The following is a 16,522-nucleotide window of genomic DNA, read 5'->3' as shown; positions in this document are numbered from 1 at the left end:
ACGGATGTTCGCTTTTGTGATCTCACGCTGTGATAATCTGCACTTGCTGGAACGTTGTCGAGTGTGAAAATCACAGAAACAATTCTTCATACCCGGGTGCGAACTAAGTGCCGCGGTTTTGGTCACACTTGTCGGTTTCAGCTTGTGTTTTTGGGCGTAAGCCGTCTGGCCGTCGCACTCCACGGTGGCAAATACACAGCAGTCGTCATAACGATAAGAAGTTAGCAGGAGAGCACTATGTTTAAGTCTTTTTTCCCAAAGCCGGGGCCGTTCTTTATTTCGGCATTTATTTGGGCACTGGTCGCCGTTGTATTCTGGCAAGGAGGTGGGGGAGCCTGGGTTGCACATATTACCGGCGCGTCGGGAGACGTACCGATTAGCGCGGCCCGATTCTGGTCGCTGGATTACCTGATTTTTTATGCGTATTACATTCTTTGTGTTGGTGTGTTCGCGCTGTTCTGGTTTATCTACAGTCCGCACCGCTGGCAGTACTGGTCCATACTGGGCACGTCGCTGATTATTTTCGTGACCTGGTTTCTGGTTGAAGTTGGTGTCGCCGTCAACGCGTGGTATGCGCCATTCTATGATCTGATTCAGTCCGCGTTGAGTGCGCCGCATAAGGTGAAGATTGAGCAGTTCTATCATGAAGTAGGCATCTTTCTTGGCATTGCGCTGATTGCCGTGGTCATTGGGGTGATGAACAACTTCTTCGTCAGCCACTATGTATTCCGCTGGCGTACCGCAATGAACGAACACTATATGGCGCACTGGCAGCATCTGCGTCATATCGAAGGCGCGGCGCAGCGTGTGCAGGAAGATACCATGCGTTTTGCCTCCACGCTTGAAGATATGGGGGTCAGCTTTATCAATGCGATTATGACGCTGATTGCCTTCTTACCTGTACTGGTCACACTCTCAGCCCATGTGCCGGACCTGCCCATTGTTGGACATGTTCCTTATGGCCTGGTGATTGCCGCGATTGTCTGGTCGCTGATGGGAACCGGCTTGCTGGCGGTAGTCGGCATCAAACTTCCGGGGCTGGAGTTTAAAAACCAGCGCGTGGAAGCGGCCTACCGTAAAGAACTGGTTTACGGCGAAGATGACGCTAATCGTGCGACCCCGCCGACGGTGCGTGAACTGTTCCATGCGGTGCGCCAGAACTACTTCCGCCTCTATTTTCACTATATGTACTTCAATATCGCCCGTATTCTATACCTGCAGGTTGATAACGTTTTCGGCTTGTTCCTGCTGTTTCCGTCGATTGTTGCCGGTACGATTACGCTCGGCCTGATGACGCAAATCACCAACGTGTTTGGCCAGGTGCGCGGCTCGTTCCAGTATTTGATTAACTCCTGGACAACGTTAGTCGAACTGATGTCTATTTATAAGCGTCTGCGCAGCTTTGAACGTGAGCTTGATGGCCAGGATATTCAGGAAGTTACCCATACGCTTAGTTAATAAAAAAGGAGATGTTATGTCGACGGTTTCCCGTCTTTACCCCTTGTCCGGTCTGGCCGCTCTGGTGCTGGTGGGATGTAGTAGCCAACCCGCGCAGCCGCTAAAAAAAGGGGAGAAAGCCGTCGATGTGGCGAGCGTGGTGCGCCAGAAAATGCCCGCCAGCGTGAAAGACCGGGAAGCATGGGCGCAGGATTTAGCGAAGACGTTTGAAAGCCAGAAGCTGGCGCCGACGGTTGAAAATATCTGTTCGGTGCTGGCGGTCGCGCAACAGGAGTCAAACTATCAGGCGGATCCGGCCGTTCCAAACTTAAGTAAAATCGCCTGGAAAGAGATCGACCGGCGCGCCGAGCGTATGCATATCCCGCAGTTTGTGGTGCATACCGCACTGAAGATTAACTCGCCAACGGGGAAAAGCTACAGCGAGCGTCTGGATACGGTGAAAACGGAAAAACAGCTTAGCGCCATTTTTGATGATTTTATCAATATGGTACCGATGGGGCAGACGCTGTTTGGTTCGCTTAATCCGGTACATACCGGTGGGCCAATGCAGGTCAGTATCGCGTTTGCCGAGCAGCACGCCGACGGGTATCCGTGGAAAATGGCGGGAACAGTACGTCAGGAAGTGTTCAGCCGCCGCGGTGGGCTGTGGTTCGGTACGTATCATCTGCTTAACTACCCGGCGAATTACAGCGCGCCAATCTTCCGTTTCGCTGATTTCAATGCGGGATGGTATGCCAGCCGCAATGCGGCTTTCCAGAATGCGGTCAGTAAAGCCAGCGGAGTGAAGCTGGCGATGGATGGTGACTTGATTCTCTATGGCAGCAGCGAGCCGGGCAAAACCGAGCTGGCGGTACGTAAACTGGCCGGGAAGCTGGGGATGAGCGAGAGTGAGATCCACCGTCAACTGCAAAAAGGTGACAGTCTGGCTTTTGAAGATACCACTCTGTACGAGAAGGTCTATAAGCTGGCGGAAGCGAAGACTGGGAAAGCGCTACCCCGTGAAATGCTGCCAGGCATTCAGCTGGAAAGCCCGAAGATTACACGTAATCTGACTACCGCGTGGTTTGCGAAACGCGTGGACGATCGTCGAGCGAAATGTATGGGTCAGTCATCATTATTATGACGGCGGCGCCAGCGCACGAATGCCGCGATGGCGCCAAGAATCAGACTTCCGGCAAGGAAAGGGACCAGCCCAAAAAGGGTACCGACGCCTAAGCCAATTTCAACTCGTGGGCGTCCTGTCTCTTGCATTTGCAACTGCATCAGCTGTTCATAGATGCCGGGAGCGTGGGCCAACAGATTTAAAACCTGCGCGCCTGCCCAAAAGCAAAACAGCACAAATACGGCATACGCAATGTTGCCGGGCAGGGAGGAGGTATCCCGATGTTTGCCCTTAAACAGGGATTTTGAGAGCGTAAAATCAGCCATAAAGACCTCCGGAAATAACCTGCTTTTTTTGACGTGATGCCTGGAACTGACAGTGAGTCTGACAGGTGATCGGCAATGTCAATATCAGAATGATGGTAATTTCAGGTAGAGATTATTCCTGGATCTCGGTTTTTTGCTGGTTGTCACAATTAAGTAACCTTAAGTGAAATCAAGTTACATTTCAGAAATTCCGCACAGGCCACAGACGTCTATGAGGAAATGTGCGAGGATGTGCTATCACGTTGTATTTCCACCGGAGCCGTTATGAACCTGCCTGTTAAAATCCGCCGAGACTGGCACTACTATGCCTTCGCTATTGGGCTTATCTTTATTCTGAACGGTGTGGTGGGCTTACTGGGTTTTGAAGCGCAGGGATGGCAGACCTATGCGGTGGGGTTGGTGACGTGGGTGATTAGCTTTTGGCTGGCCGGATTAATTATCCGTCGCCGCGTGGAAGATGAAGAAGAAGCAAAGGATGCCCAATAGCTATCGATCAGGCATCCAGGCGGGTTTACATACTGGTTTTCAACGCGCTATCCGCCGCATGACGTTCCAGCGCCAGTTCGATCAGGCGAGTGATCAAATCGGTATAGCCTAAGCCGCTCGCCTGCCACAATTTTGGATACATGCTGATGTTGGTAAAGCCCGGCAGCGTGTTGATCTCATTGATCACAACATCGTTCTCTGCGGTTAAGAAAACGTCCACGCGCGCCATACCGGCGCAGCCCAGCGCCTGATAAGCCTGAATAGCAATGTCGCGGATCTTATCGTTAACTTCCGGTGCGATCGCTGCCGGAACAACCACTTTGGCACCGTTATCGTCAATGTATTTGGTGTCGTAAGCGTAAAAATCACTGTTCAGCACGATCTCGCCACAGGTACTGGCCTGCGGTTGATCGTTGCCCAGCACCGCGCATTCGATCTCGCGGCCCTTGATCCCTTGTTCCACCACGACTTTATGGTCGAATTCAAATGCCAGCGCGACGGCCTGATTGTATTGCGCCTCGCTGGTCACTTTACTGACGCCAACGGACGAGCCCTGGTTGGCTGGTTTCACAAACAGCGGCAGGCCAAGGCGGGATTCCACCTCGGCAAAGCTGATGCGGTTGCGATTGGCGCGAGTGAGCGTAATAAATGGCGCGATGTTTAATCCGGCATCGCGCAGTAGACGTTTGGTCACGTCTTTATCCATACAGGCCGCAGAACCCAGGACATCAGAACCGACGAACGGCAGATTCGCCACGCGCAGCATACCCTGCAGAGAGCCATCTTCACCCAACGTGCCGTGTACGATCGGGAAAATAACATCGACCGTTGGCAGTGGCTGACCGTTTTGCGCATCGATCAACTGGTGCTCTTGTTTACCCGGGACTTGAGCCAGGCTGGTCGCGGAAGGACGCAGCGCAATATGCGCTGGATCATCTGAATTGAGCAGATAGTTACTGGCATCGCTAATGTGCCATTGTCCTTGCTTATCAATACCTAACAGCACAACGTCAAAGCGAGTCTTGTCGATGGCATCGACAATATTTTTTGCCGATTGCAATGACACTTCATGTTCCGCTGATTTACCACCAAATACGATTCCTACCCGCAACTTTGCCATCTTAAAAACCCATTCCATGAATGCAAAGCACATACATTACCACGACAAAACGCAGGTTTCCTCGGCTTCTGGCAGATTGTTTTGGTGGGCAACAGAGGAACAGATAAGCGCAAACGCGCAGAACGGACGCGGAGCATAAACCCCTGCTGATATTGTGGGGTTGATGTGAGGTATATCACAAATATGATGAGCGGGAAGATAAAATTCTAAACTGTGATATATCGCACCTGTGGACCCTTATTTGGCTAAGTAATTTGTTAAGCTGCTCGCAGTTTTCAGCTACTTATCGTTATGAGTCCCTATGGAATCCTGGAGAGTCAACCTCATTTCCGTATGGTTCGGTTGCTTTTTCACCGGCCTGGCAATCAGCCAAATCCTGCCTTTTTTACCGCTCTATATCTCCCAACTGGGGGTAAGCTCCCATGAAGCACTCTCAATGTGGTCTGGCTTAACGTTTAGCGTCACCTTCCTGATTTCAGCCATCGTCTCTCCGATGTGGGGGAGTTTAGCCGACCGTAAAGGACGCAAGCTGATGCTGCTGCGGGCCTCTTTGGGTATGGCGATTGCGATTTTACTGCAGGCCTTTGCCACTAACGTCTGGCAGCTTTTTCTGCTGCGTGGGGTCATGGGGTTAACGTCTGGCTATATTCCCAATGCGATGGCGCTGGTAGCCTCACAGGTTCCGCGCGAACGCAGCGGGTGGGCGCTGAGTACGCTCTCGACGGCGCAAATTAGCGGCGTAATTGGCGGACCGCTGATGGGGGGCTTTATTGCCGACCACGTTGGCTTACGGGCGGTATTCTGTATTACCGCGGCCTTGCTGGTAGTGAGTTTTCTGGTCACGCTGTTCTTAATCAAAGAAGGTGTGCGCCCGACAATCAAAAAAAGCGAACGCCTGAGCGGGAAGGCCGTCTTTGCCTCGCTGCCTTATCCGGCGCTGGTGATCAGCCTGTTTTTTACTACGATGGTGATCCAGTTATGTAACGGCTCAATTGGGCCAATTCTGGCGCTGTTTATTAAATCAATGGTCCCAGACAGTTCTAATATTGCCTTTCTCAGCGGGCTGATTGCTTCGGTTCCGGGCATCTCGGCGCTGATTTCTGCGCCCCGGCTAGGTAAATTAGGCGATCGTATTGGGACCGAGCGGATTTTAATGGCAACGTTAATCTTCGCCGTCGTGTTGTTTTTCGCCATGTCATGGGTCAATACGCCGTTGCAGTTGGGGATCTTACGTTTTCTGCTCGGCTTTGCCGACGGCGCGATGTTGCCCGCGGTGCAGACGTTGCTGGTGAAATACTCCAGCGACCAGATAACCGGGCGCATTTTTGGTTATAACCAGTCATTTATGTACCTCGGCAACGTAGCCGGGCCATTAATGGGAGCAACGGTTTCGGCAATGGCGGGCTTTCGCTGGGTGTTTATTGCCACGGCGTGCATTGTGCTAATCAACATCTGGCAACTGGCTATCGCGTTGCGACGTCGGCGCTGCGCACGCTGAGTACCTGATTAACAACGCTGCCCGCAAGCGTTGTTAATCCATCATTATGCATTTATATATCCAGGTGATTATTAATCCCCTTACCCTTTTATATGGAATAATTCTGCGCTAAGACTCCTTCTCCCTTATTTTGTGTTGTGATTGTTTTCGCAAAACGTTTTATTTCTTATGAAAATACAACTTTCATCCTCTAGGCAGTTGTGAGTCTTAATGATAACGTGGCCTATATTTGGTTAAGGGAATACGTAAATGAAAAATCTCGTTACTGAGTTGTTACTTAAGCTCGCCCAAAAAGAAGAAGAGTCGCAAGAACTGACGGCGCAGGTTGAAACGCTGGAGCAGGTAATCATCGAAATGCTGCGCAATATGACGTGTAACGATCGGCAGATATTTATTCGCCAAATTGAGGGGGCTTTGGCTGGAGAAGGCCGTATGCCTGCGTTTCTGACCAACGTTCATAACGCTGGCGAGAGTGTGCCAAAAGCGTTTTGAGTAATCCGTGGTGCGTCATCCACAAATTATCATAAAAGTGTCACATCAAATACTTATAGTCGCTTTGTTTTAATTTTACCGTATTTATACATGGAGAAAATAAAGTGAAACAAAGCGCACTTGCTATTGCCCTGTTACCTTTGCTGTTTACCCCGGTTATTAATGCAGAAACCTCTGCCATAGCGGTTATGGATAATCGTGCCGCTCAGGGTGATATCACCACGCCGGGCGGCGCCCGCCGATTGTCTGCCGATCAAACGGCGGCTCTGCGCGAATCTCTGAGCGATAAACCGGCCAAAAATATTATTTTATTGATTGGCGATGGGATGGGTGACTCAGAAATAACGGCCGCGCGAAATTATGCCGAAGGCGCAGGCGGCTTTTTTAAAGGGATTGATGCTTTACCGTTGACCGGACAATACACGCACTATGCGTTGGATAAGAAAACGGGTAAACCCGATTATGTGACGGATTCTGCGGCATCCGCGACGGCGTGGACCACCGGTGTGAAAACCTATAATGGCGCGCTGGGCGTTGATATTCATGAAAAAGATCACGCCACAATTCTTGAAATGGCAAAAGCGGCGGGGCTGGCAACGGGCAACGTTTCTACCGCTGAATTGCAGGATGCTACTCCGGCGGCGCTGGTTGCCCATGTGACTTCGCGTAAGTGCTATGGCCCTGGCGTGACACGTGAAAAATGCCCAACCAATGCGCTGGAAAAAGGCGGTAAAGGGTCAATCACCGAACAATTACTGAATGCCAGGGCTGACGTTACGCTGGGCGGCGGGGCCAAAACGTTTGCGGAAACCGCTGCGGCAGGCGAGTGGCAGGGTAAAACGTTGCGTGAACAAGCCCTGGCCCGCGGTTATCAGATGGTGAGTGATACCGCGACGCTGGCGGCGATTACCGAAGCTAATCAGGATAAACCGCTGCTGGGCCTGTTCTCTGACGGCAATATGCCCGTGCGCTGGGAAGGTCCGAAAGCGTCTTATCATGGCAATCTGGATAAGCCGGTTGTGACCTGTACGCCAAATCCAAAGCGTGACGACAGCGTGCCAACGCTGGCGCAGATGACGGATAAAGCGATTGAGCTGTTAAGCAAAAATGAGAAAGGTTTCTTCCTGCAAGTGGAAGGGGCGTCAATCGATAAACAGGACCACGCCGCCAACCCGTGCGGACAGATTGGCGAAACGGTCGATTTGGACGAAGCGGTACAGCGCGCGCTTGCCTTTGCGAAGAAAGATGGCAACACCCTGGTGGTGGTAACCGCTGACCACGCACATGCCAGCCAGATTGTCGCGCCGGATACCAAAGCACCAGGCCTGACCCAGGCGCTGAACACCAAAGATGGCGCGGTTATGGTCATCAGCTACGGCAACTCTGAAGAGGAATCTCAGGAGCACACCGGCAGCCAACTGCGAATTGCAGCCTATGGCCCGCATGCGGCGAATGTGGTCGGCCTGACCGATCAAACCGACCTGTTTTACACCATGAAAGCGGCGTTAGGACTGAAATAACCCGACGCCCGGCGGCAATACTTTTGCCGCCGGGTGGTATTTTTATCGTTAGCAGCCAAACTTACCTGTGTGTTGTCGTTCAGAAAAGAAGGATGCTATGAAAATTACATTATTAATGACGCTGCTTTTTGGTCTGATTTTTTTAACTACCGTCGGTGCTGCCGAGAAGACTTTAACCCCGCAACAACAGCGTATGACCACCTGCAATCAGCAGGCAACGGCGCAGACCTTAAAAGGGGATGCGCGTAAGACATATATGAGTGATTGCCTGAAAAACAGTAAATCTGCTCCGGAGGAAAAGAGCCTGACGCCGCAGCAGCAAAAAATGCGTGAATGTAACGTTAAGGCGACGGAGCAGTCTCTGAAAGGTGATGATCGTAATAAATTTATGAGCGCTTGCCTGAAGAAATCTGCGTAGCACTTACGGGTGAGCAGGTAAAATCGCTCACCCGAAATATCATACTTCCGCCACCAGACCCCTTCCTATAATTTGGGAAATTTGTTTCAGAATATTCCCAAATACAATGAATGATGAAAACTTTTATCAAAAGAAGGTCGTCCCGAATGAAGCATTTTTATCGCTTCATCAAAATGACCACCAACGTTCCGGTCTGCGATTCGCCCGACGAATCAGGCTGCCGCGAGCGGTGGGATTGGGGGGAATGTTTTTCCCTATCGCGTCGGTATTAGTTGCTCAGCCTATTACCGGTGGCTGGTGGCTATTACTGGTGGGATGGGCGTTTGTCTGGCCGCATTTGGCCTGGCAGTTGGCCAGCAAAGCCGACGATCCTCTGCATAGCGAATTTACCAACTTAAAAGCCGATGCCATTCTTGCCGGTATGTGGATAGGGATTATGGGCGTAAACCTGTTGCCATCCACGGCGCTGCTGATGATTATCTGCATCAACCTGATGGGCGCAGGCGGGATGCGAATATTCATCGCAGGCGCCGTTTTGATGATGGTTTCATGCCTGGTGACGTTACAGTTAACCGATATCTCCGTCGCTTTTAGCAGTACTCAGCTTAGCGTGCTATTGACGCTGCCGGTGCTGGTGATTTATCCGCTGCTGTTTGCCTGGGTCAGCTACCAGACGGTCATCAAGCTGGCGGAACATAAACGCCGTTTACAGGTGATGAGTACGCGAGATGGCATGACTGGGGTGTACAACCGCCGCCATTGGGAACTGTTACTGCGTAATGAATTTGATAATTGCCGCCGCTACCAGCGTGACGCCACGTTACTGATTATCGATATCGACCATTTTAAGAGCATCAATGATACCTGGGGTCATGACGTTGGGGACCAGGCGATTGTCGCGCTGACCCGCCAGTTGCAGATGACCTTACGCGGTAGCGACGTGATCGGGCGCTTTGGCGGTGATGAGTTTGCGGTGATTATGTGCGGCACGCCGGCAACCAGCGCGATTGCGGCGATGTCTCGTGTTCACGAACGACTTGGCCAAATGCGTTTATCCTGCGCGCCGCAGGTTGCTCTGCGGATCAGCGTGGGCGTTGCGCCGCTGACCGCAGAAACCGAGCATTATCGAGAATGGTTAAAGTCGGCGGATATGGCGCTCTACAAAGCAAAGAATTCCGGACGTAACCGCACTGAGGCGGCGGCCTGACGTCCGGCGGTGTTAACTCAGGAGCGGCTGAGTTTTTCCGACTGCTCCATGCACTTAATCATCGCTTCAATCACTGATGAACGAAAACCTCGTTCTTCCAGGACGCGTACCGCTTCAATGGTGGTTCCGCCAGGCGAGCACACCATATCCTTCAGTTCTCCGGGATGTTTACCCGTATCCAGCACCATCTTTGCCGACCCCATTACTGCCTGCGCCGCGAATTTATAAGCTTGCGCGCGAGGCATGCCACCCTGCACGGCGGCGTCCGCCATCGCTTCAATAAACATAAACACATAAGCCGGGGCTGAACCACTGACGCCAACGACCGGATGAATCATTGCCTCCGCAATGACTTCCGCTTCGCCAAAGCAGCGGAAGATATTCAGCACGTCGGCCGTGTCTTCTGGCGTGACTAAGGCGTTCGGCGTGACGGAGGTCATTCCGGCATTCACCAGTGACGGCGTGTTTGGCATCGCGCGAATGATTTTACGGTCATGGCCTAGCGCGCGGGCGAGCTGATCGAGGGTGACGCCAGCGGCAATCGAGACGACCAGGGAGTCTTTGTTCAGGCTGGAGGTAATTTCGCTCAGCACTTTAATCATGATGCCTGGTTTTACGGCCCCAAAAACGATGTCAGCGATTTGCGCGACCTCTTGCGCAGACTGCGCCGCATTAATACCGTACTGGTCGTGCAATGCAGCGACTTTATCGGGGGAAGGGGTGTAGACCCAGATTTGTCCGGGGAGAACCTGGCCGCTGGCGATCATGCCGCCAAGTATCGCTTTGCCCATATTACCGCAGCCGATAAAACCGATTTTCTTGTCCATTTTGTCACTCCCTATGCGTGATATTCATTGTTTTACCTGGGAAAGCTAAGCTTAGCGCGGATTGAATATGTGCAGAAGGATAAACAGCACTTTGCCTGCAAGTAAAAGCACGCGACAATGTGCAACTGCACATCAGTGGGGAGAAATTATGACAATATGGGTGGATGCCGATGCGTGTCCGAATGTGATTAAAGATATTTTGTACCGCGCTTCTGAGCGCATGCAGATGCCGCTTATTTTGGTAGCCAACCAAAGTTTGCGCGTCCCGTCTTCGCGGTTTATCCGCACATTACGTGTTCCCGCCGGGTTTGACGTGGCGGATAACGAGATTGTACGTCAGTGTAGTGCCGGTGATTTAGTGATAACGGCGGATATCCCGCTGGCGGCAGAAGTCATTGAAAAAGGTGCGGCGGCGCTTAATCCGCGCGGTGAACGTTATACCGAAGCCACGATCCGTGAGCGTCTGATGATGCGTGATTTTATGGATACGCTACGCGCCAGCGGTATTCAGACCGGCGGGCCGGACAGCCTTTCACCACGAGACAGGCAGCATTTTGCTGCTGAGCTTGATAAGTGGTGGCTGGAAGTACAGCGTAGAAAATAAAGCGTGTAATTTATTATTTACACTTTATTCATGGTGAATTCTTGTTATAGTAGGGGTTAATAGGTACAGCTACCCTATATGTAATTTTTTCTTTACGTTTTGGCGATGTACTAGTTTGGTGATATGATTATATCTTTAACCGCATCAGATCCCGCTCGCTCGCGGCTCCCTGGGGAATTTCTGTAATGACGCAACCTCTTTATCTTGTTGGCCCCCGGGGGTGTGGTAAGACAACTACCGGTATGGCGCTGGCGAAGGCTATCGATTTCCAGTTTGTCGATACCGATCGCTGGTTGCAATCGCACGTGCAGATGACCGTGGCGGAGATCGTCGAAAGGGAAGGATGGGAAGGGTTTCGTGCCCAGGAGACGAGCGCTCTGCAGGCCGTCACAGCCCCGGCAACGGTTGTTGCGACCGGCGGCGGCATCATTCTTACCGAATTTAATCGTCATTACATGCGCAGCCACGGCGTGGTTATCTATTTAAGCGCACCGGTATCAGTACTGGTTGATCGTCTGGAGGCCACGCCTGAAGAGGGATTGCGCCCAACCTTAACCGGTAAGCCGCTGACTGAAGAGGTGCAGGAAGTGCTCGCTCAGCGCGATGTTCTGTACCGTGAAGCTGCGCACTACATCGTTGATGCCACCCATAAACCTGCGCAGGTGGTGGAAGACATTCTTGAGATACTGGCGCAGGCAGCGCCACGGTTACAGGGCGGTGTCTATACTTAATGTTCATCCAGTGAAAAGGAAGAACTATGCCGACAAAACCACCTTACCCACGTCAAGCGAACATTGTTACGGTTGAAAAGGGGACGCCAGGCCAGACGGTAACCTGGTATCAACTTCGAGCCGATCACCCTAAACCGAATACGTTGATCAGTGAGCATCCTTCTGCGCAGGAAGCCATGGATGCCAAAAAACGCTACGAAGACCCCGATAAAACCTGATATTAAGCACCGTCCTGGTACGAGTCTGAAAAGTGCCAGGACGGGCGTTCATCACATTTTCTTAAATTTCGCCGTATACCGTTAAAATTGAAAATTAAGCAATAACAATCCAGTACCGGAATGATTTGGAATCTTTACACAATACACCGCCGATCAACTGCTACGCTTTTGAGCATTTGTAGCGCAGGTCAGCGCCCGGCACTTGCCCGGGATTTCACAGCAAAGTAAGAAGATGGTGGAGCAACAAATGAGTGCGTCGTTGGCTATCCTCACGATTGGCGTGGTGCCAATGTGTGAGGTGTTACCGCTCCTGACGGAATATATCGATGAACAGCACATTACTCACCACAGTCTGCTTGGACAGATGCGGCGAGAAGATGTGATGGCTGAGTACGGCGTTTCGCCCGGTGACGAGCCTTTATTAACGCTGCTCAGCGACCACCAACTTGCGCATGTCTCACGCCAGAAGGTTGAGCGCTCGCTGCAAAGTATCGTGGAGGTGCTGGATAACCAGGGCTTTGACGTGATCCTGCTGATGAGTACCGCCTCAATCGCTCGCCTGACCGCCCGCAATAGCATTCTGCTGGAGCCGTTACGTATTATCCCCCCGCTAGTGGCCTCGATTGTCGATGGGCATCAGGTCGGGGTTATTGTCCCCGTCACCGAATTGCTCAAAGCCCAGACGCAAAAATGGCAGGTGTTACAAACTCCACCAGTGTATGCCGTGGCGAATCCGATCGAAGGTACCGAACAACAATTAATTGATGCCGGGAAAGAACTGCTGGAGCAAGGCGCGGATGTGATCATGCTGGATTGTCTGGGGTTCAATCAACGCCATCGCGATTTACTGCAAAAATCGCTGGATGTCCCGGTTCTTCTGTCTAATGTGTTGATTGCCCGACTGGCTTCGGAGCTGTTGGCGTAATTTTGCGTGACAGGTGGAACGTCAGCCCCCTATATTGGTTCTCAACTTAATCACGAGATAGGGCCAGTTGTATGCTTCAAAGTAATGAATACTTTTCCGGCAAAGTAAAATCGATCGGTTTTACCAGCAGCAGTACTGGCCGCGCCAGTGTTGGCGTGATGGCTGAAGGCGAATATACCTTTAGTACTGCGGCGCCTGAAGAGATGACTGTCGTTAGCGGCGCACTGAACGTGCTGCTGCCGGGGGAAACCGAGTGGAAGGTGTATGCCGCAGGGGACGTGTTCAACGTACCGGGCAACAGCGAGTTTCATCTGCAGGTGGCAGAGCCAACATCCTATCTTTGCCGCTATCTGTAAGCATAGAAATGACGAATGGCGACATTGTGCCGCCATTCGGTAAACACGGCTTAACGTTGCGCTTCGCCGCCTAATCCTTCCACCAGACTTTTAATCAGCGCCGCCAGTTCACCCGTCATCAGGATGAAATCGGCATCAAAACGCTGAGCATAATCTTCGCGGTCAATATCTTCGTTCTGATCGCGCAGCTCGTCGCTAAACTTCAAACGCTTAATAGAGCCGTCGTCACACATCACGAACTGAATGCGCTGCTGCCAGTCGAGGGCCAGTTTGGTGACCAGTTTGCCCGCTTCGATATGCACGGCGATTTCGTCGCAGACCAGATCCTGCTTTTTCGCGCGGATCACGCCGCCGTCTTCAAGGATCGCTTTTAGTTCGGCTTCATCCAGTAACTGGAATCCCTGTGCCGTTGTACCGGAACGAACCCATTCGGTCAGCGTCAGCTCAATGGGGTTTTCCATCGTCAGCGGAACGACCGGCAGCGAACCGAGACTCTTACGCAGCAGCGCCAGCGTATCTTCGGCTTTCTTCGCACTCGCGCAATCAACCATAATCAGATCGTTGACGGTATCGATCCACATCATCGTCTGGCTGAAACGGCTAAAGGCGCGCGGCAGCAATGAGTGCAGAACTTCATCTTTCAGCGAGTCTTTTTCGGTCTTCTTGAGTTTGCGACCTTGCTCAGCTTCCAGTTTGAAAATTTTGGCTTCCAGCGCCTGTTTGATAACCGGCGACGGCAGAATTTTTTCTTCTTTGCGGGCGCAGATAATAATTTGGCCATTGGCGGTATGCGTTAATGCATCGCTGTGCGATCCCATCGGCGGAACCCAGCCCATTTTTGCCATATCCTGGCTACCGCAAGGGGTGAACGTCATTGATGCCAGCTGTTTTTCCATCTCTTCGGCACGCAAAGAAACATCGCGGCTAAGACGGTAAACCATTAAATTTTTGAACCACAGCATGATAATTTCCACGGCCTTGTCGTTAAATCCAGCGGGCATGATAGCGAATTGTCGCTATGCTTGCATTGTTAATCGGGAAGAGGAGCAAACAGTGCGTATAGGTATCGATTTAGGCGGTACGAAAACGGAAGTTATCGCGCTTGGCGATGCAGGCGAACAGCTTTTTCGCCATCGCCTGCCCACGCCGCGTGATGATTATCGGCAAACGATAGAAACCATCGCCGCGCTGGTGGAGATGGCGGAAAAGGCCACCGGGCAGTCGGGAACCGTCGGGATGGGCATTCCCGGTTCAATTTCGCCCTACACCGGAGTGGTGAAGAATGCCAACTCGACCTGGCTTAACGGGCAACCTTTTGACAAAGACCTGAGTACGCGTCTGAATCGCGAAGTGCGGCTGGCAAATGATGCCAACTGCCTGGCGGTTTCTGAAGCCGTTGATGGTGCAGCGGCGGGGGCGCAAACCGTGTTTGCGGTGATTATCGGTACAGGATGTGGCGCTGGAGTGGCGCTGAACGGACGGGCGCACACGGGCGGGAACGGTACTGCGGGCGAGTGGGGGCATAATCCGCTGCCGTGGATGGACGAAGACGAACTGCGTTATCGGCAGGAAGTGCCCTGCTATTGCGGCAAGCAAGGCTGTATTGAAACCTTCATTTCCGGAACCGGTTTTGCCACCGACTACCAGCGTCTGAGCGGTAAGTCGCTCAAGGGCAGTGAAATTATCAGTCTTGTTAATGCCCGGGATGCCCAGGCCGAACAGGCGTTGAGTCGTTACGAGCTGCGTCTGGCGAAATCACTGGCGCATGTGGTGAATATTCTCGATCCGGACGTAATCGTGCTGGGCGGTGGAATGAGCAATGTCGACCGACTGTATCAAAACGTGCCAACGTTGATTAAACAGTTTGTCTTTGGCGGCGAGTGCGAAACGCCTCTACGCAAGGCGCTGCACGGTGACTCCAGCGGCGTGCGCGGCGCGGCCTGGTTGTGGCCGCAGGAGTAATGTTCGCGTTGCCGGGTAGCGCAGAGGCTATCCGGCAGCGGGAGTCATCCGGGATACGCTGCGCTTCAGGCGACCGTAGAGCAGCAGCGACGACATTGCAGAAAACGACAGCAGCGCCGCCGGCAACGTCACGTAGTTGTAGGCAAAGCCCAGCGTCAGCATCATACCACCGCACCAGGCGCCAATCGCGCTGCCGAGATTAAAAGCAATTTGCCCCCCAGCCGCACCCAGCAGCTCACCCCCTTTAGCATTTTGCAGCAGCAAAATTTGCAGCGGCGCCGACAGGGCAAACAGGCCCGCGCAGCAAATAAAGGCGAAGAGCAGCGACGCGGCTTTGATCCCGCCAAAGGCAAAGAGCAGCAGCAGAGCCAGCACAATTACAAAGTCGGTTATTACCGCAATACGCAGCGGCGTATAGCGGCCAGAAAGGCGACCGCTCAGCAGATTTCCCAACACCATCCCCAATCCCACCAGCATCATGATGAGGGCCATCAGCGCTTCGGAAAAGCCGGAGATGAACATCATGTACGGTTTGACGTAGCTGAACCAGGCGAAAACCCCGGCGTTACCAAACATGGTGGCGGAAAAGATGAGCCACGGGGCGGGGGTTTTCAAAAAGTGAAATTGTTCGCGCAGTTTCCCTTTTGCTTCATCGCTGATGTTGGGTATCCAAAAAGTAATCGAGACCATCACGGCGATATTAAAGACGGCTATCAGCAGAAACGTGTAGCGCCAGCTAAATTCCTGGCTCAGCCAGGTGCCGATGGGAATGCCAATCAGATTAGCAACGGTCATACCCGAAACCATGCCCGCGACGGCGGCGGTGACTTTTCCCGGACGGGCCAGCTTCGACAGGATAATCGCGCCAACGCCAAAAAACGCGCCGTGTGGAAAGCCGGAAACCAGCCTGCCCACCGCCAGCATTAAATATGAGGAGGAGAGGGTGAAGATGGCGTTGCCGATCACGCACAGCGTGACCAGAAACAGCAGAATATGCTTGAGAGAAAAGCGGTTGGAAAAGAGCGCAATAATAGGCGCGCCCAGCACCACGCCAAAAGCGTAAAACGAAATCATATGGCCAGCGGCAGGGATGGTAATTCCCACGTCCCGCGCCAGCTCGGTGAGTACACCCATGATGCCAAACTCGGCCATGCCCAGCCCAAATGTCCCCAGAGCTAAAGAGAAAATGACTTTTTTCATACCACCTGCCAACAAGAAAGACGCACGATGTGCGCCATAGCGGCGAACGTTCGCCGCCAATAGAGATAGCTT

Annotated in this window: 19 protein-coding genes; 14 read left to right on the top strand and 5 right to left on the bottom strand. The window is 52.4% G+C overall.

Features of this window, described 5'->3' with window-relative positions; genetic code table 11:
- Window positions 1-237 precede the first annotated feature (237 nt).
- Both sbmA and HV302_RS18810 read left to right on the top strand, forming a co-directional pair.
- On the top strand, window positions 238-1,458 hold the full coding sequence (gene sbmA / locus HV302_RS18815; RefSeq protein WP_016155831.1) for a peptide antibiotic transporter SbmA: 1,221 nt from the start codon (window positions 238-240) through the stop codon (window positions 1,456-1,458).
- 16 nt (window positions 1,459-1,474) lie between these two features.
- A complete protein-coding gene (locus HV302_RS18810; RefSeq protein ID WP_181626410.1) occupies window positions 1,475-2,581 on the top strand; it encodes a DUF1615 domain-containing protein in 1,107 nt (368 codons plus the stop codon).
- On the opposite strand, the gene HV302_RS18805 is transcribed toward HV302_RS18810, so the two are convergent.
- Window positions 2,563-2,886 carry a YaiY family protein gene (locus HV302_RS18805; RefSeq protein ID WP_181626409.1) on the bottom strand — a complete coding sequence of 108 codons (324 nt, stop codon included), beginning with the start codon at window positions 2,884-2,886 and terminating at the stop codon, window positions 2,563-2,565. The genes HV302_RS18810 and HV302_RS18805 overlap by 19 nt on opposite strands.
- A gap of 264 nt (window positions 2,887-3,150) precedes the next feature.
- On the opposite strand from HV302_RS18805, the gene HV302_RS18800 reads away from it, so the two are divergent.
- Entirely contained in the window at window positions 3,151-3,372 is a 222-nt protein-coding gene (locus tag HV302_RS18800; protein ID WP_019076140.1) for a DUF2754 domain-containing protein, read from the top strand.
- Between the two features lie 25 nt (window positions 3,373-3,397).
- Here the strand turns inward: HV302_RS18800 and ddlA are convergent, their stop codons facing one another.
- Complete coding sequence (ddlA, locus tag HV302_RS18795) at window positions 3,398-4,492, bottom strand: D-alanine--D-alanine ligase (protein ID WP_047416933.1); 1,095 nt, start codon at window positions 4,490-4,492, stop codon at window positions 3,398-3,400.
- A 301-nt stretch (window positions 4,493-4,793) separates the two neighbouring features.
- Between ddlA and HV302_RS18790 the strand changes: the two genes are divergently transcribed.
- From HV302_RS18790 to adrA, 5 genes are all read left to right on the top strand, one after another.
- Window positions 4,794-5,990 carry a multidrug efflux MFS transporter gene (locus HV302_RS18790; RefSeq protein WP_181626408.1) on the top strand — a complete coding sequence of 399 codons (1,197 nt, stop codon included), beginning with the start codon at window positions 4,794-4,796 and terminating at the stop codon, window positions 5,988-5,990.
- A gap of 249 nt (window positions 5,991-6,239) precedes the next feature.
- Window positions 6,240-6,482, top strand: a complete 243-nt coding sequence (locus HV302_RS18785; RefSeq protein ID WP_016152002.1) for a sigma-S stabilization anti-adapter protein IraP — start codon at window positions 6,240-6,242, stop codon at window positions 6,480-6,482.
- Between the two features lie 104 nt (window positions 6,483-6,586).
- Window positions 6,587-8,002, top strand: coding sequence for an alkaline phosphatase (phoA, locus tag HV302_RS18780; protein ID WP_019076143.1), 1,416 nt, complete (start codon window positions 6,587-6,589; stop codon window positions 8,000-8,002).
- Between the two features lie 97 nt (window positions 8,003-8,099).
- Window positions 8,100-8,420, top strand: a complete 321-nt coding sequence (gene psiF, locus HV302_RS18775) for a phosphate starvation-inducible protein PsiF (protein WP_003830956.1) — start codon at window positions 8,100-8,102, stop codon at window positions 8,418-8,420.
- Between the two features lie 91 nt (window positions 8,421-8,511).
- Window positions 8,512-9,627: a diguanylate cyclase AdrA gene (gene adrA / locus HV302_RS18770; RefSeq protein ID WP_181627480.1), complete on the top strand. Its 1,116-nt coding sequence runs from the start codon at window positions 8,512-8,514 to the stop codon at window positions 9,625-9,627.
- Between the two features lie 17 nt (window positions 9,628-9,644).
- Here the strand turns inward: adrA and proC are convergent, their stop codons facing one another.
- Window positions 9,645-10,454 (bottom strand): pyrroline-5-carboxylate reductase, encoded by an 810-nt coding sequence (gene proC, locus HV302_RS18765; RefSeq protein WP_016152005.1) that lies wholly within the window; start codon window positions 10,452-10,454, stop codon window positions 9,645-9,647.
- Between the two features lie 148 nt (window positions 10,455-10,602).
- On the opposite strand from proC, the gene HV302_RS18760 reads away from it, so the two are divergent.
- From HV302_RS18760 to ppnP, 5 genes are all read left to right on the top strand, one after another.
- Entirely contained in the window at window positions 10,603-11,058 is a 456-nt protein-coding gene (locus HV302_RS18760) for a YaiI/YqxD family protein (RefSeq protein WP_016155837.1), read from the top strand.
- A 185-nt stretch (window positions 11,059-11,243) separates the two neighbouring features.
- A complete protein-coding gene (gene aroL, locus HV302_RS18755) occupies window positions 11,244-11,789 on the top strand; it encodes a shikimate kinase AroL (RefSeq protein ID WP_016155838.1) in 546 nt (181 codons plus the stop codon).
- A gap of 26 nt (window positions 11,790-11,815) precedes the next feature.
- Window positions 11,816-12,007 (top strand): protein YaiA, encoded by a 192-nt coding sequence (gene yaiA, locus HV302_RS18750; protein WP_016155839.1) that lies wholly within the window; start codon window positions 11,816-11,818, stop codon window positions 12,005-12,007.
- A gap of 247 nt (window positions 12,008-12,254) precedes the next feature.
- Window positions 12,255-12,932 carry an AroM family protein gene (locus HV302_RS18745; protein WP_016155840.1) on the top strand — a complete coding sequence of 226 codons (678 nt, stop codon included), beginning with the start codon at window positions 12,255-12,257 and terminating at the stop codon, window positions 12,930-12,932.
- A 71-nt stretch (window positions 12,933-13,003) separates the two neighbouring features.
- On the top strand, window positions 13,004-13,288 hold the full coding sequence (gene ppnP / locus HV302_RS18740; RefSeq protein ID WP_016152010.1) for a pyrimidine/purine nucleoside phosphorylase: 285 nt from the start codon (window positions 13,004-13,006) through the stop codon (window positions 13,286-13,288).
- Window positions 13,289-13,338: 50 nt separating this feature from the next.
- Here ppnP and rdgC read toward each other — a convergent pair whose 3' ends face one another.
- Window positions 13,339-14,250, bottom strand: coding sequence for a recombination-associated protein RdgC (rdgC, locus tag HV302_RS18735; RefSeq protein ID WP_003021479.1), 912 nt, complete (start codon window positions 14,248-14,250; stop codon window positions 13,339-13,341).
- A 91-nt stretch (window positions 14,251-14,341) separates the two neighbouring features.
- Between rdgC and mak the strand changes: the two genes are divergently transcribed.
- Entirely contained in the window at window positions 14,342-15,250 is a 909-nt protein-coding gene (mak, locus tag HV302_RS18730) for a fructokinase (protein WP_016155842.1), read from the top strand.
- A gap of 27 nt (window positions 15,251-15,277) precedes the next feature.
- Here the strand turns inward: mak and araJ are convergent, their stop codons facing one another.
- The gene (gene araJ, locus HV302_RS18725; RefSeq protein WP_181627479.1) at window positions 15,278-16,450 is read right to left on the bottom strand and encodes an MFS transporter AraJ; all 1,173 of its coding nucleotides are present in this window, start codon (window positions 16,448-16,450) and stop codon (window positions 15,278-15,280) included.
- Between the last annotated feature and the right edge of the window lie 72 nt (window positions 16,451-16,522).

This window comes from Citrobacter sp. RHBSTW-00859 (genome assembly GCF_013729795.1).
Lineage (GTDB): Bacteria > Pseudomonadota > Gammaproteobacteria > Enterobacterales > Enterobacteriaceae > Citrobacter > Citrobacter braakii.
Note: the sequence above shows the minus strand (reverse complement) of the source record. Positions and strands in the feature narration are given on the sequence as shown.